Origin of the sequence: Pseudochrobactrum saccharolyticum (genome assembly GCF_008801715.1) — a bacterium.
In the GTDB taxonomy this organism is placed as follows: domain Bacteria; phylum Pseudomonadota; class Alphaproteobacteria; order Rhizobiales; family Rhizobiaceae; genus Pseudochrobactrum; species Pseudochrobactrum saccharolyticum.
On record NZ_VZPG01000005.1, the window covers coordinates 88032 to 108219 of the forward strand.

At 53.3% G+C, this 20188-nt stretch carries 14 protein-coding genes; 5 read left to right on the forward strand and 9 right to left on the reverse strand.

Annotation, left to right across the window (positions count from 1 at the left end):
• The first annotated feature begins 247 nt into the window (after positions 1–247).
• Positions 248–1174 (forward strand): DMT family transporter, encoded by a 927-nt coding sequence (locus F7P81_RS14475; RefSeq protein WP_255618271.1) that lies wholly within the window; start codon positions 248–250, stop codon positions 1172–1174.
• A 49-nt stretch (positions 1175–1223) separates the two neighbouring features.
• Here F7P81_RS14475 and F7P81_RS14480 read toward each other — a convergent pair whose 3' ends face one another.
• Together F7P81_RS14480 and F7P81_RS14485 are read right to left on the reverse strand one after the other, a co-directional pair.
• Positions 1224–2801 (reverse strand): DHA2 family efflux MFS transporter permease subunit, encoded by a 1578-nt coding sequence (locus F7P81_RS14480; protein ID WP_151160075.1) that lies wholly within the window; start codon positions 2799–2801, stop codon positions 1224–1226.
• Between the two features lie 12 nt (positions 2802–2813).
• The gene (locus F7P81_RS14485; protein ID WP_151160201.1) at positions 2814–3959 is read right to left on the reverse strand and encodes an HlyD family secretion protein; all 1146 of its coding nucleotides are present in this window, start codon (positions 3957–3959) and stop codon (positions 2814–2816) included.
• 392 nt (positions 3960–4351) lie between these two features.
• Here F7P81_RS14485 and F7P81_RS14490 point away from each other — a divergent pair, with 392 nt between their 5' ends.
• From F7P81_RS14490 to F7P81_RS14500, 3 genes are all read left to right on the forward strand, one after another.
• Positions 4352–5017: a TetR/AcrR family transcriptional regulator gene (locus F7P81_RS14490; protein WP_151160076.1), complete on the forward strand. Its 666-nt coding sequence runs from the start codon at positions 4352–4354 to the stop codon at positions 5015–5017.
• 135 nt (positions 5018–5152) lie between these two features.
• Positions 5153–5869, forward strand: a complete 717-nt coding sequence (locus F7P81_RS14495; RefSeq protein WP_151160077.1) for a lysoplasmalogenase — start codon at positions 5153–5155, stop codon at positions 5867–5869.
• Positions 5862–7265 (forward strand): coniferyl aldehyde dehydrogenase, encoded by a 1404-nt coding sequence (locus tag F7P81_RS14500; RefSeq protein WP_151160078.1) that lies wholly within the window; start codon positions 5862–5864, stop codon positions 7263–7265. The genes F7P81_RS14495 and F7P81_RS14500 overlap by 8 nt, the downstream gene beginning before the upstream one ends.
• Before the next feature lie 62 nt (positions 7266–7327).
• Here F7P81_RS14500 and F7P81_RS14505 read toward each other — a convergent pair whose 3' ends face one another.
• Complete coding sequence (locus tag F7P81_RS14505; RefSeq protein WP_246176144.1) at positions 7328–12844, reverse strand: alpha-2-macroglobulin family protein; 5517 nt, start codon at positions 12842–12844, stop codon at positions 7328–7330.
• A gap of 337 nt (positions 12845–13181) precedes the next feature.
• Here F7P81_RS14505 and F7P81_RS14510 point away from each other — a divergent pair, with 337 nt between their 5' ends.
• A complete protein-coding gene (locus F7P81_RS14510) occupies positions 13182–14108 on the forward strand; it encodes a LysR family transcriptional regulator (RefSeq protein ID WP_116088843.1) in 927 nt (308 codons plus the stop codon).
• Here the strand turns inward: F7P81_RS14510 and F7P81_RS14515 are convergent.
• From F7P81_RS14515 to F7P81_RS14540, 6 genes are read right to left on the reverse strand one after another with little or no spacing between them, the layout of a single operon-like run.
• The gene (locus tag F7P81_RS14515; RefSeq protein ID WP_170265295.1) at positions 14089–15441 is read right to left on the reverse strand and encodes an MmgE/PrpD family protein; all 1353 of its coding nucleotides are present in this window, start codon (positions 15439–15441) and stop codon (positions 14089–14091) included. The two genes, F7P81_RS14510 and F7P81_RS14515, sit on opposite strands and share 20 nt — an antisense overlap.
• Positions 15442–15461: 20 nt before the next feature.
• Positions 15462–16463: a serine hydrolase domain-containing protein gene (locus F7P81_RS14520; protein WP_151160080.1), complete on the reverse strand. Its 1002-nt coding sequence runs from the start codon at positions 16461–16463 to the stop codon at positions 15462–15464.
• 15 nt (positions 16464–16478) lie between these two features.
• Entirely contained in the window at positions 16479–17252 is a 774-nt protein-coding gene (locus F7P81_RS14525; RefSeq protein ID WP_151160081.1) for an ABC transporter ATP-binding protein, read from the reverse strand.
• An 11-nt stretch (positions 17253–17263) separates the two neighbouring features.
• The gene (locus F7P81_RS14530) at positions 17264–18127 is read right to left on the reverse strand and encodes an ABC transporter ATP-binding protein (RefSeq protein ID WP_022712534.1); all 864 of its coding nucleotides are present in this window, start codon (positions 18125–18127) and stop codon (positions 17264–17266) included.
• Positions 18128–18145: 18 nt separating this feature from the next.
• Positions 18146–19072, reverse strand: coding sequence for a nickel transporter permease (nikC, locus tag F7P81_RS14535; RefSeq protein WP_075657018.1), 927 nt, complete (start codon positions 19070–19072; stop codon positions 18146–18148).
• An 8-nt stretch (positions 19073–19080) separates the two neighbouring features.
• The gene (locus tag F7P81_RS14540) at positions 19081–20160 is read right to left on the reverse strand and encodes an ABC transporter permease (protein ID WP_116088846.1); all 1080 of its coding nucleotides are present in this window, start codon (positions 20158–20160) and stop codon (positions 19081–19083) included.
• Positions 20161–20188: the final 28 nt, after the last annotated feature.

Genomic DNA, 20188 nt, shown 5'->3' on the forward strand with positions numbered 1-20188 from the left:
AGTGTACTTTGAGTATATGAGCACCGGAAAGCGTAGAAAACGACATTTGCAAGCCGTCAGTGACAAAATATGTCGGTTAAGGACAGCAGATTCGGTGTGAATCCGAAGCCGACGGTCATAGTCCGGATGAGAGAGAGCGGGGCTGAAATGGCATCATGCGCGGCGTTTTTTGCCGCCATTATGTAATTTTCTTCCCGTAGCATTTCCCAATCCCTGGGGTAACGGCTTACGAGACAGGAAGAAAACGTTGAGCCCAATTGCCTCTGTTCAAACATTAAAACCAACCGTCCGTGGTGCAGCGCTCATGCTGGCAGCCGGAGCAGCTTATGCGGGCGTTAATGTCGCCACCCAATGGGCGGGCACACGCACCGGCATCCCTTCGGTTATTATTGCTTTCTGGCAATATGTCATCGCCCTTGTACTGACCTTACCGCTGCTGATCCGCGAAGGCGCACAGGCACTGCGCACCAATCATCTCGGGCTGCATATTATTCGCGTGGCACTGGCTGCTGCCGGTGTGCAAGTGTGGATTTTTGCCCTCACCCATGTGCCGATCTGGCAGGTGATTGCACTGTCCATGACCTCGCCGTTTTTTGTTATTCTCTGTGCAAGATTGTTCCTGCGCGAGGCTGTAACACAGACACGCCTGCTCACGACTCTGGCAGGCTTCATCGGCGCATTGATTATCATTGCTCCGTGGTCGGACACTTATACAGTCTATTCCCTGCTGCCAATTCTCGCGGCGGCACTGTGGGCAGGCTATTCGGTGATGACCAAATATCTGACCCGTTTTGAAACAACCGCCAGTATCTCCATGTATATGCTGATCCTGCTCACACCGATTAACGCGGCACTCTGGGCTGCATCAGGTGTCGGTTTTCCGGAGATCGCATCGCCATCCATGGAAATCTGGTCAATCCTGCTCACCATCGGTGTACTGACTGCCATGGCGCAATATTTCCAGATCGCCGCCTATTCCGTGGCAGATGCTGTCTATCTGCAGCCTTTTGACGATCTGAAACTGCCGCTGAATGTTATTCTCGGCTGGATCGTTTTTGCGGCCACCCCAAGCATCAATTTCTGGCCGGGTGCCCTGCTGATTGTCGGCGCATCACTCTATCTGATGCGTCAGGACAGCGGGCGGTCATCCCCGAAAATACAAGCGGCAGAATAACCAAAAAAACGGCGGGAAATCCCGCCGTTTTTATTTGAACTGATACGCTTTAATGACCTGCCGCGTCTTTCGGCACATCACCGGGCTTCTTCATCATCGTGGCAAAAAACGCCAGTGAGACAAACAACACGGTCAGGATCATAAACACGTCGATGAAAGACATCAGCGTTGCCTGCTGGCGCACCATGCCGGAGAGTTTCATCAATGCAATATTGGCACCATCCATACCCGCCGCATTAAATTTAGCAGTCAGATTGGCCAGCATTTCCTGCGCTTCGCGGTTGCCCCAGTTCAGATGTTCCGACAATTGCGCATAATGCAGATCACCGCGCCGCATCAGCATCGTATTAATCACCGCCAGACCAATCGCACCACCCAGATTACGCATCAGATTAAACAGGCCGGAGGCGTTTTTAATATGGGATGGATGCAATGTACCAAGCGCCAGATTGTTGATCGGCACCATACACAGCATCATCGAGCAACCACGCAGAATTTGCGGTAGCAACAGTTCATAGAAATCCCAGTCCGCTGTCAGCCCTGTCATCAGATAGGTACCGGCGGCAAAGCCGATAAAACCGATCATCATCATCAGGCGCGGATCCATCCGCGTTGACAGAAAACCTGCCAGCGGCGCTGTCATAAACATCGCCAGACCACTGACAAACAGAGCCTCACCGATCATCAGCGCATCATAACCGCGGATACTGCCGAGATAGAGCGGATAAAGATAAGTCAGCCCGTAAAGCCCTACCCCCATGATGAATGAGAAGCTGGAGCCAAGCGCAAAATTCATATTTCTGAAGGCCGAGAGATCAACAATCGGCTCTTCCGCCGTGAATGCCCTGTAAAAGAACATCAACGCACCGGCCACGAGCACAACAGTCATAATCACAATATGGCTGTCCTGAAACCAGTCATTGCGCGGCCCTTCTTCCAGCACATATTCCAGTGAGCCGAGAAATGCCGCCATACCGGCCAGTCCCCACCAGTCGAATTTAGCCAGCAGGGATTTATCACCCTTGTCAAAGTCGATCAGGTTCCATGCAGCAATTGCCACCAGAATTCCGGGCCCGACATTGACCAGAAACAGCCAGTGCCATGAAAATGCGTGCGAAAGATAACCGCCGATTGTCGGCCCTACAGTCGGCGCCAGTGTTGCCACCAGTCCGACAATCGGAGAGACGATAGAGCGCTTGGACGGCGGGAAAATTGTGAAAGCCGCCGCAAAGACGCTCGGGATCATACCGCCGCCGATAAAACCCTGAATAGCGCGGTAGACGATCATCTGTTCAATATTGGTCGCGGTCGCACAGAGCACGCTGGCAGCGGTAAAACCCGCCGCCGAAACAGTGAACAGCACACGGGTAGACAGCAGACGACCAAGGAAGCCGGAAAGCGGGATCATCACCACTTCGGCAATCAGATAGGAGGTCTGCACCCATGAAATTTCATCGGAACTGGCACCCAGTCCCGCCTGAATTTCAGCCAGCGAGGCCGACACAATCTGGATATCCAGAATGGCCATAAACATACCGAAGACCATGGCCAGAAAGGCAAAGGCTTTTTTCGGATCAATTTTTTCTTCAGCGGCAGGCACTGCCTGCATGGTGGTTGATACAGCCATGGCTGGATACTTTTATTGTACAGCCGGAATGTTCTGCGGTGCTGTGCGGGTATCCACATCCACAACAACACTCAGACCTGCACGTAGTTTACCAGTCGCCAGAGCCGCTTCAGGGATGGCAATGCGCACCGGCACACGCTGAACAACCTTGGTGAAATTGCCCGTGGCATTTTCCGGCGGCAGCAGGGAGAACACAGAGCCGGAAGCCGGTGACAGCGATGCGACTTTGCCTTCAAATGTCTCTCCGCCCAGTGCATCAACGGTGAAATGCACCGTCTCGCCACCATGCAGATTTTTCAGCTGGGTTTCTTTAAAATTCGCATCAATATAAAGCGCATTCACCGGCACCAGCGCGGCAATACGCTGCCCTGCACTGACCAGATCACCTTTTTTACCGGTCAGATTGCCGACAACACCATCAAAAGGCGCGCGCAATGTTGTAAATGACAAGTCGCGCTGAGCCTTGTCCCGCGCCAGCTCAAGACTGCGGGTCTGGCTTTCGGCTTCCTGATATTGTGCTTTCAAAACACCGATATTAGCCTGAGCCGCTGCAATCTGCGCCTGTGCATTGGCATCCGCCGCCTGTGCCTGTGCGAGAGCCGTGGTTGCACGATCAAGCTCCGACTGCGAGACAAAACGCGTATCATGCAGCTTGGTGATCCGCTCCATAGTTGCCTGTGCATTGGTCAGGCCGGCAGCGGAAGATTGCTGAGAGGCGCGTGCCTGTGTGAGGCTGGCTTCTGCCGCAACGGTCTGCGCCTCAATTCGTGCCAGCGTTTTCTGCTGGCTGGCCAATGCCGCGATTTTCTCATTCAACGCAATCTGGTAATCACCCTGATCGAGCTGGAAAATAGCATCACCGGCTTTGACATGACTATTGGCGCTCACCAGCACATCATCAATATAGCCGGTTACTTTCGGCGACATCGCCATAATATCCCCGTGAATATAGGCATCATCGGTCGAGACCATAAAGCGTCCTGTTGTCCACCAGTCATAGCCGTACCATGCGCCACCGGCCAATGCCGCGAGCAGCAGAACACTCAGGACTTTACGCTTGCGCGATGATTTACCCGATGCAGGCTTTGATGTTTCAGGCACTGTCGTCTGTTCGCTGAAAGGCTGGGAATGCTCGGCGCGCAGCGGATCATCCGGCATTCTGTTGTCATCATTCTGCGCCGCTCGCTTGAAATCAACCGGAGCAACACTCTGGGTGTTGTCCTGATCGGACGAGGAATGATTCGACTGAACTGGTTTCGCAACAGGCTTGAGAGCGGACATAGCGGGGGCAACTTTCTGAGAAAAACAGGCCGTACTGCCAATAAACTTTATTGAATTGATTATCCCGGTAAGGAGAATTTTAAAAAAGAACCGAAACCGGACTAAGAGTGATGTCTGCTTCTGTCTTCCTTACAGGAGTCACACAACCCTTCAAACCGATCGGTTCGATGTTGACATAAAGCAAGAGAGACGGCATATCAATTGAAATCGCACTGATCGGTTCGAATTGATAATTTTTATCGTCGGCACATAAGCGGAAACACACAGATATGACAGACACCAAACAAGGACAGAATGGCCGTCACGGCGCCGGACAAGATCCGGCAAAGCGTCAGAAAATTCTGGACGGTGCGCAAAATGTATTTCTGCGCATGGGGTTTGATGCTGCGAGTATGAATGACATCACCCGTGAAGCCGGTGTGTCCAAAAGCACGATCTATGTTTATTTCGAAAGCAAAGACGAATTGTTTGAAACGCTTTGCGAGCAACATCGCAGCGTTTTATTTTCACAGATTGGTGCAATTAACGGCGATACGCTGTCCAGCAAAGAGAGCCTGATTGCCTATGGTGTGGCGCTCGTTACACTTGTGACATCGGATATGGTTATCAGCGCCCAGCGCACTATTCTCGGTGTTACAGAGCGGAAACCGGAAATGGGTGTGCGTTTCTATGAACGCGGCCCGCGTCGCGGGTTGATGGTGCTGAAGGCCTATATTGAAAAACTGGCCGAGCAAGACATTATCCGTGTGCCGGACGTGCAGCATGCCGCCTATCAGCTGGCAGAACTGTTTCTCGCAGGCATATATCGCCAGCGGCTGTTCGCCTATATGGAAGAGGCACCGACAACAGAACAAATCTGCTATAATGTGGAATCCGCAGTGAATATGTTCTTCGCGGCCTATGGCACACAACCGGACGCGCCCGAAGCCCGATAACACCGTCCCTCCTCTAAACATCACAATGCATGACTGTAATTGTGATTGCAGCAATGCAGATTTGCGCTACTCTGCCAAGCTAGCAGTTTACGTTCAGGTCAACTAACTGTATTGACCGGAGGGGGAAGCAAACGCATGGCTGTCGGGGACACATCAAAGACAATCAATAATCATCATGCTGCAACAGTGATCTATGTTGTACTCGCTACAGCAGCAATTGCGGGCGCATTGCTTGGCAGCTCACTCAGCCCTGAATGGCGCTGGCTGCATTATCTGACCAAGCCGACGGCTACGGCTTTCCTGCTGTTTCTGACTTTGCAGATTAAGCATCCTGCATCCCGCCATTATCGCAATGCTATTGCGCTCGGGCTGGCCTTTGCCATTGGCGGTGATTTCTTCCTCATGCTGCCGCAAGATTATTTTATGGCGGGGCTGATCTGCTTTCTGCTCACCCATTGCGCCTATATTTATGCATTACTATCCGATCATGCTGCGTTCAAACCCGCTGTCTTTATCGGCTTTGCAGCCATTGCATTGCTGATTATTTCCGGTCTGTGGAGCAGCCTGCCTGATGGCATGCATATTCCGGTCGCTATTTATGCAGTGGCACTGGCGCTGATGGCTGCACTGGCACTCAACCGCGCTATCAACATGACAATCGCCGACCGCAGCACAAAACAGGCAGCCAAGATTGCGGCTTTTGGCGGCATCTTCTTTGTTATCAGTGATAGTATTCTGGCTTACGGGCGTTTTCGTTTTGATATTCCGCTGAATCCGGTCTGGGTACTTGGCACCTATTATGCAGCGCAATGGTGCTTTGCCCGTTCTGTTTTAAGGGACACAAATGACTGAGCAACTGAGCACGAATTTTGCGATTTTGCGTGAAGCATGGCTGAAAAACCGCCCTGATGAGCGGCAGCGCCGTGAAGATTTGTTGCGGTTGCGCACCGCATTTAAGGCCAGCCTGCCGCAGATGGCCGAAGCAATATCGCGCGATTTCGGGCATCGCTCCACCCATGAAAGCATGATGGCCGAAGCCGTGATTGTGCTCAAGGAAATCGACTTCTGTCTGCGCCATCTCAGAAAATGGATGAAGCCGCAAAGGCGCAAAGCCGGATGGCAGTTCTGGCCTGCGAGAGCAGAAATACGACATGTGCCGCTGGGCGTGGTTGGCATCATGTCCCCGTGGAACTATCCGGTGAATCTCTCCCTGACGCCACTGGTTTCTGCACTTGCGGCGGGTAATCATATCTATCTGAAACCTTCAGAACATACCCCGCATACCAATGCCTATCTCAGCCGCCTGTTGCAGGAAATTTTCCCGCCCGACCGTGTATGTATCGCTCAGGGTGGTGCGGACATCGCCGCAGCATTTTCTGCCCTGCCCTTTGACCACTTGTTTTTCACCGGTTCCGGCGCGGTCGGTAAAAAAGTCATGGCCGCAGCTGCCCGAAATCTCACACCGGTCACTCTGGAACTTGGCGGTAAATCGCCTGCATTGATCGCCCCCGATGCCGATCTTGTTAAAAGTGTCAGCCGCATCCTGACGGGCAAACTCTTCAATGCCGGACAAACCTGTATTGCGCCGGATTATGTACTGCTGCCGGAGAATATGCTGGAAGCTTTTATCGCAGAATGCAAAAGCCAGACCGCCCGTCGCTATACGGGGCTCGACCGGCAACCGGATTACACCGCCATTATCAATGAAGGTCAGTATAAACGCCTCACCCATTTGCTGGATGATGCCAGTATCCGTGGCCATAAGACCATTCCGCTCCTGACATTGAGCGACACACAGAGAGCCGGAGAATATCATATTCTCCCGCCGATGCTGATTATCAATCCGGATGAAAACAGCGCCATTATGCAGGAAGAGATATTCGGCCCGTTACTGCCGGTAAAAACCTACCGCACCTATGATGAGGCCATTGGTTTTATCACCAGCCGCGACCGGCCACTGGCATTCTATTGTTTCAGCAACAGTAATGAGACCATTGAGGCTGCGCTTACACATATTGTGGCAGGCAGTGTGTGTATTAATGATACGCTCTATCAGTTCGCCTGTGCAGACCTGCCATTTGGCGGCGTGGGCATGAGCGGCATGGGGCATTATCACGGTGAGGAAGGTTTCAAAACTTTCTCCAAAGCCATGCCGGTGCTGCGAAAATATAATCCCGCGGCGACTGATTATCTGCACCCGCCTTATAGTCGTTTTGCCGATTTCATCATCCGTTTTCTGACACGATAAAAAACAAAAAGCCCCGCCTGAAACAATCAGGCGGGGCTTTTTCATTGCTCTTTCACAACTGCTTAATTGGCAGGCTGCACCTGCATCATAGCGGCTGCACCGCGGGCAAAATATTGCGGACGATACATATCTTCCACAAATGGTGCCGGATGCGCATAAGTGCCCGGTGTCACCGCCCGCACAATATAGGCGACCGTATATTCACGGGCATTGCCGCCGCTGCTGTTGAATGCCGCAACAAAACGGTCACTGCGAAATTCGCTATGAGCAACGGTCGTGTCACCGAGCCAGCCAAAATTGCTCAGATCCGCACTGTTCACAACGCGCGGATTATCAATTTCAAATCCGGCAGGCAGCAAATCCGTTATCAGCACACGGGAAGCCCAGTTATTCGATTCAGCTACTTTCAGAACAACCACATAGCGCTCATTCTGTTTCGCTTCAGAAACACTGATCTCTTCACCGTCGAGCGTGTAATAGCTGCGGCCAATACTGAAACCATCACCGCCTGCCGGTGGTGCTTCCACCGGCGCTGCAACAGTCGTAATCACAGCAGTCACCGGCTTGTCACCGGTATTACCGACAGTCACCGGCGCGGCTTCAAGCTGTTCACCTGTCAGACGTTCAGACAACGCACCCTGACGGGCCTCACCATTGAGCAGCAAGGTCAGATTGGCATCTTCGTCCTTCAGCCCCTTGGCAGCCAGCAACAACCATGCCTGCTCCTGCGTGCTGGTATAGCGCGTTTCATTGCTCAGACCGCCAACCACTTTCACCAGTTCCGGCACAATGCTTGGTACCGGACGGCTTTCTGCGGCAAGAGCCAGAATGGCCGCGCCGTCACGCAGGTTCGAACCGTAATCCGAACGCGCCCAGGAAATATTGCCTTTATTGGCAAGACGGAAAGCCGAAGCAAAAGCCTTTTCGGAGCGTGCACCGTCACCATAAAGGGCAAGGCTTGCACCGAGCTGAGCACGTGCCAGCGGCGTTTCAAACTCATCCAGACGGGTATCCGCGTAGTAGCGCAGATCGGCAATGGATGCACGGCGGTTACGCGACAATACATAGAAAGCATAGGCTATCGAATTGCCGTTATCCTTGATCGAAACATCGTAAGACAGTGCATTTTGCAGATTATCCAGTGCCGAAATCATCGGCTGCTGCGGCACATCAAACCTCTGCTCGCGGGCGCGGGTCAGGAAATCTGTCACATAGGCATCAAGCCACAGATCACCGCTATCCGGCGACCAGAGACCGAAACTGCCGGAAGAGGACTGATTATTCAGAACCTTGTAAATGGCTTCCTGAATACGCTTGTGCAGTTCTTCTTCACTGTCCTGCATCGGCATACCGGCCTGCTTGGCCAGTTCGCTCATATAGAGCAATGGCAAGGCACGGCTGGTTGTCTGTTCGGTACAGCCATAAGGATAACGGTCAAGCGATGTCAGCAAGCCCGGAATATCAAAGCCGGATGCATTGGAAACATTGATGCTGACTGAAGCGCCGTCCATACGCTGACCGGCAAGCAGTTCTTTATTGATAACAAGAGAACCGTTAACTGCAGCCAGTGTTACTTCCTTGCGGGTCGTTTCCGGCAAAGACGATGCACGCACCGGCAGGATCAGATCCTGCGAAATACTCAGACCGCTTTCATGGGTCAGCTGTACCGTCAGCTCTTCAGTTCCTGCGCGCTCAGCTTTCAGCGGCAGTGTCAGATATTTCTTTTCGCCCTGTGCCAGTGTCACAGATGCCGGTGCCTGTTCCTGCGGTACAGAAACCAGACCGGAACTGGCCACACTCACAGTGTAATTTCCGGCAGGGCCATCCGTATTGGCAATATCAAGACGCAACTGTGCCTGATCGTCCGGTGCCATGAATTTTGGCAGAGCGGCAGTGATAACCACCGGATCACGGATGATGACATCCGACTGCGCATTACCGACAGCCGTCTTTGTCCAGGCTACAGCGCTGATGCGCGCAGTACCGTTAAACTGCGGAATATCAAAGCTGACATTGGCTTTGCCATCGGCACCAACCTCAACAGGACCGGCAAAGAATGCCACCAGTTTTTCGGTTGGCGGCGAGCCTTCAGCGGCCATTTGCGCGCCGTCACCACCGGTGCGCAGACGACCCATCGTGCCGAGCGAACCGTCAATCAGACGACCGTAAAGATCGCGGATTTCGAGACCGAGCTGACGCTGACCGAAATACCATCCAGCCGGATCGGCCGGTTTGTGATTGGTGAGGTTGAGGATACCCACATCCACAGCCGAGATCATGACATAAGCCTGATCGCCGGATTTCAGACCGCCGATTGAAACCGGTATAGTCAGAGCCTGACGCGGTTCGGTTTTCTCCGGCGCTTCAATCCGCACTGAAAGCTTGCGCTCTGCAGGATCAACAGCCAGCCAGCGGATACCGATGGCACGGGCAGGCATACGGGTTTCCTGTGCTTCGCCCGGACGATAAAGGCTTGCGGTAATATAAGCACCGGCACCCCACTCACCGCTGACCGGAATTTCAACTTCTGCACCCTCAGCAGGAACCGAAACGGTTTTGGTCATCAGCAGACTGTCAGCGCCGACAGTGACCAGCAGCTCACCGGCAAAACGCGGAGAGACTTTCAGCTTTGCGGTTTCGCCGTCTTTATAAATATCTTTATCAAGCGCAACTTCAAGACCGTCCGGTGTTTCAGTCGAGCGTGCTTCAACATACCAACCGGCATCAAATTCAATGCTGGTCTGCGGGCCGTCAGGGTCAGAGGTCGCGATCTCAAGACGATAACGTCCCCATTCCACAGGCACCTGAATGCTGCCTGCAGTCTGTTCATCAGCAGAAACAGTGCCGTCGGCAACTTTCTTCGTATAGCTCACCGGCTCATAGTTCCATGAACTGCCGCTGCGATACCACTGATACTGGCGCTCGACCTTAACCAGCGTCCATTCCAGCCCTTCTTCGGCCACGCGCTTGCCATCAGCATCGCTGACAATCACCGAGAATTGTGCATTGCTGTTTTCAGGCAGGCTGTCGCCGTCAAATTCCGGCTTGATACCGATCATGGCGCTGTCGGATGCAACCGGCAAAGTCAGCTTACGCTCGACCGCACGGCCGCCGCCTTCACGCATACGCACAACAATATCCGCGTTCAGACGCTGTGTTGTCGCTGGCAGATCATTCAGCAGTACCGGAATTTCGGCCTTGCCCTGTTCATCCAGTTCCGGCAGATCATCCAGCGTAATACGTGTATCTTCCGGCTGATCCTCATCGGCCAGACCGAAAACATATTTCGGGAACAGATCCCATGTCCGTGTCGGGCGAATATTGACTTCGCCTTCCAGTGTCAGACCGGCGGCAGGTGCACCATAAAGATAGCGGCCGTCAACTTTAACCACAGCCACATCACCGGCTTGAATTTCCTTCACATCCGAAGTCAGATCAAATTCTGTGCGATCAGGCACAAAATCCTCAACCAGAAACTGCTTTTCTGACAGCGGGGTGGCTTTCGGGTCGCTCAGGATACGCAATGTCCATGTACCGCGCATGGCGTTGTCTGCCAGCGGCAATTCCACAGCATGACCACCGGCAGCCTGTGAGGTGCTGACAATCGCACGGTCTTCCACACCATCGGGACGCAGGAAAGAGAATGTCAGCGGCAGATTTTCAACGGCCTTCGCTGAGCCGTCACGCACCAGCGCAGCGGCATGAACGGTTTCACCGGTGCGGTAAATACCGCGCTCCGTCCAGCCGTAAACATCCAGCGCACCCGGTGCAGGACGACCGGTTACACCACGGTCAGAGAGGTCAAAACCGGCACGTTTCATATCGAGGAAAACATAATCTTCCTCATCGCCATTGCCCTTGGAGCGTGCGGTCAGAATGGCAGGCGCCATCGCTGCTGTGCCGCGCATCAGACCGGCTGTGAAAGTCGCACGACCATCACCATCCGTTGTTGCAGTCCCCAGAACTTCATTATTCGCCGCCAGCAATTGCAGTTCAACGCCGCTCAGCGGCTTGGCTGTTGCAAGGGAACGGGCGAAAACATTCAGACCATCTTCACCGGCAAAAGTTGCAAGACCGGTATCAGACACCAGAAACCACTGTGTCGCCTGCGATGACCAATATTCCGAACGGTCACCCTCAGCCTTGGCTGTCATAATATAGATGCCTGGCTTACGCTTCGGCAGCGCTTCATCCACGGGGAAGGATGAGACGATTTCTTTGTTCAGCTCGCTCTCAACATCCAGCTTGCCGGTGTAAACTTTTTCACCCAGCGAGCTGACAATCTGCGATGTGGCATAGCCGTCAAGCTGACCGAAGAAACTGATACCATCCATCGACTGGGTCAGAGCACGCTCGCCCACACGATAGACTTCCAGATCAATAGTTTTGACATTGATGCTGACAACAGGAATACCGCGGCGCATGGTGCTTGGCAGCACAAAAGCATCGCCGTTAAAACGTACTGTCGGTGCACGGTCACGCACATAGATATTAAGCGCAACCGGTGTTTCAATCATTTCACCGATCGCGGCAGGCAGACCGGAGCGGATACCGATGCGGTAATTTTTACCGTGCTGCAAACCTTCAATACAGATTTGCTTTTCTTTGGCTTCCAGACCTTTCGGGCTTGCATCATCAACAGTCACGAAAGAAGCGTAATCAATGCCGCTTTTCATCAGCGTTTCTGAAAGCTGGATACAAACACGCGGATTGGCGCTGTCGCTGTCCACCGTATGATCGACCACGCGGAAACCTTTACGTGTACGCAGGTCTTCATAAGCGGCACTGACCGCAGCCGAATTTTGCAACGCGAGGCTGGCTTTATAACTGTCGATAGCAGGACGGAAATTATCGCGCAATTCCAGCGCCTTGGCCAGATTGCTCAAAGCTTCAGCACGGTCAGAAACCGTACGGCTGAGCTGATAGGCAATAATAGCCGAAGATGTGGCAGCGCGTTTGATCTGCCAATTGGCATCATTGCTTTGTGCAGAACCAAGCGTCGCGCGGCTCAATCCCATCCAGACAGCACTGTTTTCTTTTGCAGCAGGCACAATACTGGCAAAATCAATCACGGATGAAGAAACACTGCCGGATTCGTAATTTCTTTGGGCAGCGCGCAGCAATTTGCTGACATCACCGGCAGGTTTTTCGCCGCTGTTCAGCTTATTGCGATAGGTGCGCGCCTCATCCAGAACACTGGCTGGAACAAAGGTAATCGGTGCAGGTGCGGGCAATTCCGCTTCCGCAGCGGCAGCATCCAGCACTTTACCCGCTACTGCGCCTTCAAAAGCATTGAGCTGATTATAATCAGACTTCAGGAAGCACCATTTCGCCTTCACATTATAGGTGAAAGCACGGCACTCCTCATCTTTAAGACAAATATTCTCACACTGGTCAAGGCCGACATCCTTCACTGTGCGCAGATCAAAACCGGGATAATCACCGTTTTGCGTTGTTTCAATCGTCCTTGTTCCGTTTTGAGCAGTCTGTGCCGTAGTAGTTTGGGCTATGGAAGCTTGAACAGACAGTGAAAGCGCAGCAGACAATATCAGGCCTGCAAAGACAGTACGCATCGACATCGGGATTCTCCGGTCAATTAAATTTGATTCAGCCATGAAACTTGTCCGGAGACTCTTGTCAAGTCAGACGCGCAGTCAGGACAACAGAAGCAAAAGCATTTTACAGATCAGATATGACAATACATGCTGTATCACTAATTCAGTATCATAAATTTTGGATGACCATGACCGGTTTTTATTCTAAAGAGGAAACAAGTCTTTAAGACGTTTGAAGTGCCGGAGCATGTTGTATTTGATTGCACCCACCGCAAGTGCTCTGGATTTTTTAGTTTATCGCATGTGCGCGGGCGTTAAATGACAGCATTTAACTGCGGCATGCTTAGTGCGGAATGCTTCTATGGAATTGAAGTGGCTCGAAGATTTTCTCTGCCTGTCACAACATTTAAATTTCTCCCGCGCGGCTAATGAGCGGCATGTTACTCAATCCGCGCTGTCACGCCGGATCAGGCAGCTTGAAGCCTGGGTCGGCGTACCGCTGATCGACCGTTCCACCTATCCTATTCGTCTGACCCTTGCCGGACAGAGTTTTTTGCTCCGTGCGCATGATGCGGTCGGCCTCCTCACTCATGCCAGAGATGAGCTGAGCGCCCGCTATACGCCGATGATGGAAGTGCTGTCTTTTGCGACACTCAACACCCTGTCGCTCACCTTTTTTCCGGCGCTGATGGCACGCATTGAAAGCAACGGCGATAATTTCCGCACCCGTTTCTCCGATCCGCATCCCTCATTTCTCGGCAATGTCTCAACACTTCTCAATGGTAATTGCGATTTTCTGCTGACCTATGCTCATCCCTTGGTCAGCCAGATGGAGGATCTGAGAAATTTTCCTTATTTGTCTCTCGGGCATGAAAAGGTAATACCGGTATCAGCGGCAGATGCCGCCGGCGAACCTCTGCACCGGCTGGGCAACCATACATTGCCGACAGAATATCTGCGGTATCGCGATACAACATTCTTTGCACAGGTTCTCGATCCGCTTGTGGAGCGCCGCGGCCTCAATCTGAATATGGTCTATGAAAACGGCATGGCCGTCGGGCTGAAGGCCATGGCGGTTTCCGGTCAGGGCGTGGCATGGATTCCGCAAAGCCTGATGCCGGATGAATGGAAACGCGGCATTCTGGTGCGTGCAGGCGTTCAGGACTATGATCTGGATGTGGAAATCCGCGTCTACCGCTCGCAGCGTTTTCGCACGGATTATGCCGAGCGTTTCTGGCGGCGCGCATCAGCACTCGCCGCCAAAGACATTAACTGGTGGCAGAACTGAATAAGAATTTCAGTGCCTTAAGGTCTTTTGCATCGTCCAGTACCAGAAGCTCTTCATAAACAACGGCAGCATTATCCGATGCCCCGCAGCAATCCATGAATTTACCGAGGCGGTCAGCATCGGTGAAAGGCTCCTGTAAGCCACCGACAGCATAATTGCGCGATGCTGTTAGCACGCGCCCGTCATGCAATTTCACGGTCACAACATGCGGGAGTTTGTCCTGTGCAATCCGCTCTTCATCCGCACTGTAGCTCAGCATTGTCACACGGTTCAGCAAGGCATCACTTGCATAGTGCTGCACAGCTTGCGGCGTAAAATCAGCAAGACTTAAATGTCCCTGCCGCAATGCTCTCGCCACGCAATATTGCATGGAAAAACGTGCCTGCATTTCATCGACTGGCTGCGGATAGGTCAGATTACGGTAATTGGCGATACCAACCAATGCCTCGATACTGTCCACATCCTCTGCCGTGAAATCGTGCTCATGCATCAGATCCAGCAAACCGTCAACGATCAGATGGGTTGAACCGCAACACGGATGTTTCTTCGGCATCACCCCAGCGGTCTCAATAATATGCTCTGCGTCAGCGATGATCGCTTCCGCTTTCCAGCCACGGCGCTGATCTCCGGCAAACAGGCTATGAAAACCCTGCGCACCTTCCAGAATATCAGGTTGTGCCTGCATCCCCGCTTTGGCCAGCAATGCGGCCTCCGCCGCATTGCGTGCCGCCATGCCCGCATGGAATGGTTTAATCAGCGTGCCGAATTGACCTTTGGTGCCGGAAGCATAGCTGACCGCAATGGTGATTGCCCTTGCAGTCGCCTCGTCATTCAGCCCGAGCAGATGTGCCACTGCTGCGGCAGTGCCGATGCTGCCAATGGTTGAGGTACCATGCCAGCCTGCCGTATAATGCGCCTGACCAACGCCATCGCCAATCAGTGCCTGCGCCTGAAGGCCCGCCAGATAAGCATCAATCAGTTGCGCACCGGACGTTTTCTCAAAATCCGCAACAGCCAGCAAAGCCGGAACGATAACCGCTGAAGCATGGCTCATACCGGGCAGAAAATTATCGTCATAATCCAGCGCATGAGCGGCCGTGCCGTTCACCAGCGCCGCCACAATCGGACTCGATTTTGCACCGGTCACCAGCAGCGCCTCTCCCGCGCAGCCGGTCCGGGCAAAAGCCTCAAACACTGTTTTGGTGCTTGCATCTTCACGCCCCGCAACCATACAGGCCAGCGTGTCGATAATCGCATCACGCGCCAGCAGACGCGCCTTTGCACTGGTTACCGGCTTTGCACAAACTTGCGCAATCGCTCCGGCAACCGTCATTTTCGCCTCCCGCATTTCCCTCACCCCTGAAATGCGTCGAAGATCAGTTTTAGCAGACGGCCGAATTTGTGCCGGTTGAGCTGGCGACCGGCAATATCCGTATCCACCCGATGCACAATCACCATGTCCAGCGCCGGAATGGTAATGCAGAAATGTCCGCCTGCGCCAAAGCCTGCATAGCTGCCTTTAGGGGTTACAACACCGGGGAAGAACACACCGTCCCGCTCCAGCCACCACATATAGCCATAGGCACCGCGCGCACCGGCATCGGAATAAGGCATCACGCATTCCTGCGCCCAGCCTTTAGGCAGAACGTCTTCACCATTCCAGCGGCCATGACGTAAGTATAGCTGGCTGAAACGTGCCAGATCGCGTGTCGACAGGCGGAACGGATAGGCCGCATGACGGCTCTCGGTGAAACGATCATGCCAGCCATCCGGCTTATCACCACTAAGTGAAAAATCTTCAAACTGCAGCGGCTTGGCAATACGCTCTTCAAAAGCCTGATGCACAGTTTTACCAGTCAGCTGTTCAAAGATTGTACCCAGCGCATTGAAATCCCAGTTATTATAACACCAGAAGGTGCCCGGTGCATGGGAATGGCGCTTCTCTTTAATCATGCGCATCCACGGTGTTTCATAGCCTGCTGCATGATAAATACCGGAACGTGCGGTGAGCAGATCATAGACTGTTGCCTGTTTTTCAACCTCGCTCAGACCGTCATTGTCATCGATGCCAAGTTGCTCAAGCGTCAGGCTCAGATCAATTGTGCCATCCGCCACATCCTGTCCCATCAGAGCGGCCAGAATGCTTTTACGTATCGAATGGCAGAGATATTTATGAGTAACATCACCATAGGTGTAGATGATCTTGCCGCTCTGCACGATCATCAATGCATCGGTCTCCTGGCTCTCAACGCAGGCTTCAACCGCCTGCAAACCCGCTTCAGACCAACCGGACTGGGCAGGATTTTGCACCCGCTCCCACTCAGCCGCCGGATTGGCTGCATGCTGATAACTCATAGCTCTTCCCCCAGTTTAATTATGCGCCACGGCCTCAACGCTGGCCTGCAAAAATTCCTGCGTATAAGATGCGCTGGCACGGGACTGGCGCAGATCATCTGCCGTCAGTTCCTCCAGAATAATGCCTTTATGCATCACACCGACGCGTTCACAGATATGCGCAACCACCGCCAGATCATGGCTGACCATCAGATAAGTCAGACCGCGTTCACGGCGCAGGGTTTTAAGCAGGTTGAGAATTTCCGCCTGAACAGAAACGTCCAGTGCCGAGGTCGGCTCGTCCAGCAACAGCACTTCCGGCTCGATAATCAGTGCACGGGCAATTGCCACACGCTGACGCTGACCGCCTGACAATTCATGCGGATAGCGATACATGAAACTCGGCCCCAGTCCGACAGCTGTCAGCACATCACGGATACGCTCTTCCTTACGATCCATACCATGAATGGTCAGAGATTCCGCCAGCACTTTATGCACCATTTTGCGCGGATGCAGCGAGGCATAAGGGTCCTGAAACACCATCTGCACGCGGCGGAAGAACGATTTGTCCCGCTCACCGGACAGCAATGTACCGTCAAAACTGAAATTGCCGGTATAATGCGGGATCAGGCCAGCCAATGCGCGCAGGATTGTCGATTTACCGCAACCGGATTCCCCGATCAGACCATAGGCCTCACCACGGGCAATGTGGAAACGCGCTTTCTTGACCACTGTCGAGCGCTTGCGCCCCTTGCCAAAGCTGACAGACAGATCAGACACATCCACCAGCGGCTTTGTATTCTCACTCATAATATCCGCCATTATTTCTGACCTCCGCTGAGGGTTGCACCTGAAAGCCAGCTCGGATCACGCTCCGGCACTTGCAGCATATCCACCGGATGGTCGAGACGCGGCAGGCTGGCAAGCAGAGCCTGCGTATAAGGATGCTGTGCTTTGTGCAGTTCTTTGGCAGGCAGATCTTCCATAATGCGACCGGCATACATCACCAGCACGCGGTCACAGAAATCCGCCACCAGATTGAGGTCGTGGCTGATAAACATCAGTCCGGTGCCGGAACGGCTTACCAATTCATCCAGTACGGTCAGCACCTGACGGCGCACCGTGACGTCCAGCGCCGAGGTCGGTTCATCGGCGATAATCATATCCGGTTCAGGGATCAGCATCATTGCGATCATCACGCGCTGCCCCATACCGCCGGAAATCTCATGCGGGAACAGATTCATCACCCGCTCCGCATCACGGATATGTACGGCTTCCAGCATGTTCAGTGTGCGCTGACGGGCTTCCTGCTTATTCACCCGATGATGCAGCCGGTAGGCTTCCATAATCTGGTCGCCGATACGGATCAGCGGATTGAGCGAATATTTCGGATCCTGCAAAATCATCGAGATTTTATTGCCGCGCACCGAGCGCATCTGGCGCTCACTGGCACCCAGCAAGTCAACATCACCGAATTGCAGTTTCTTCGCTTTGATCTGCGCTGCCTTCGGGGTCAGTTTGAGGATCGAGCGACCGGTCATGGATTTACCGGAACCGCTCTCACCTACAATACCGACTTTCTCGCGTCCGATGGAAAAGCTGATGCCACGCACCACATCGATTGAGCGATCAACACCCGGAAAAGACACCCACAGGTCTTCAACTTCTAACAGAGGTTTGGTCATTTGATTTATCCGTTCCTCTTATCCGTTACGCGGGTCAAGCACGTCGCGCAGACCATCACCAAACAGGTTGAAGGCAAGGCTGGCGAGCAGAATGGCACAACCAGGCATGGCTGCGAGCCACCACGAGGTCATCATGAATTCACGTCCGCTGGAGAGCATCGCACCCCACTCAGGGCTTGGCGGCTGCGCACCGAGACCAAGGAAGCCAAGGCCTGCGGCTGTAAGAATGATTGATGACATATTCAGCGTGATACGGATCACCACAGACGGGATACACATCGGCACAACGTGATGCCAGATCACACGCATGGTGGAAGCACCCTGCAAGCGAATGGCAGCCACATAGTCGGAAGAGCGGATGGTCAGAGTTTCTGCACGCGCTAAGCGGGCAATCGGCGGCCATGCAGCCAGCGAGATCGCAATCACTGCATTTTCAATGCCGGGTCCGAGCGCCGCTGCAAAAGACAGCGCCAGAACAAGACTTGGAAATGCAAGGAAAATATCAACAATACGCATCAGCGCTGTATCAACCCAGCCGCCCATATAACCGGCAGTGGTGCCGACAATCAGGCCGATTGGTGCAGCGATAATTGCCGTCAGCGTCACGATATAAAGCGTAATCCGCGAACCATAGACAAGACGGCTGAAAATATCGCGGCCCAGCTCATCGGTGCCGAAATAATGCGTCCATGACGGCGGCTGCAAACGGTTGGCCAGATTATTGGCGCCGATATCATAAGGCGCGATATAGGGCGCAAAGATCGCCACAGCCACCAGCAGCAGAATAACGAACAGGCCGAAAACTGCGGATGTATTGGTCAGAAGCTTCAGCCAAGAGCGGCGCAATTGCTGCACATTGGCCTGAAGGGCGGAAGAAGGCACCGGCGCACGCAGCCATTCACGGAATGACGAAGTGTTAGGTGCGGAATTGGAAGTATCAGTCATAAGAGCACCTATCGTGTACGCGGATCAAAGACGCGGTAAAGCAGATCGCTGATCAGATTGATGACAACGAAGAGTATACCCACGATCAGCGTACAGCCGACCACAGCATTCATGTCACCGGCCATCAGAGCATTGGTGAGATAGCGGCCAAAACCCGGCCATGCGAACACGGTTTCTGTCAGCACTGCACCTTCGAGCAGGAACGCATAGGACAGTGCAACAACCGTCACCACCTGCACGGCGACATTGCGGAATGCATGTCCCCAGACAGTGCGCGACCATGACAGGCCTTTCACACGGGCAGTGATGATATATTCCTGATTGAGCTGCTCGATCATAAAACCGCGGGTCATACGGCTGATATAGGCCATGGAGCCAAAAGCCAGAATGAGCGCAGGCATGATGATATGGCTGAAGGCATTGCCGAATGCTTCCCACTGCCCCTGCATCGCACTATCGAGCAACAGGAAACCGGTTGTCGGCTCGACTGAAAACTCATGAATGAAATCAATACGACCCGGACCACCGATCCAGCCAAGACCGGCATAGAATACCAGCAGCGCCATCAGACCGAGCCAGAAATTCGGCGTGGAATAACCGAGCAGGCTGAGCATACGCACCAGATGATCCAGCGGCGAATTGCGATACATTGCCGAGAACACGCCGAGCGGAATACCAAAACCGGTACCGATGATAATCGCAACGGTTGCAAGCTCAATGGTGGCAGGGAATACGCGGCCGATATCTTCCAGCACAGGACGGCCGGAGGTCAGCGCATTGCCGAAATCAAACATCACGGCATTTTTAATATAAAGACCATATTGCACGATCAACGGCTGATCGAGACCAAGCTTGCGATACATCGTATCATAGGCTTCCTGAGAGATATTATCCCCCAGCATCGCGATCACCGGATCAAGCGGCAAAAGACGGCTGATGAAAAAAGTCAGCGTGACCAGACCAAGCAGCGTAATCGCCACGGAAATGATCAGGCGTGCGGCGGCGGCGAGAAAGAGAAGAACGGGATGAGGTTCATGATAGACCTCATTGTCAAACTCCGTATCTTGCAAAGTTTCGGGCGTCGTCATGGCAATGTTTCCGTCAATATCGGGAAAA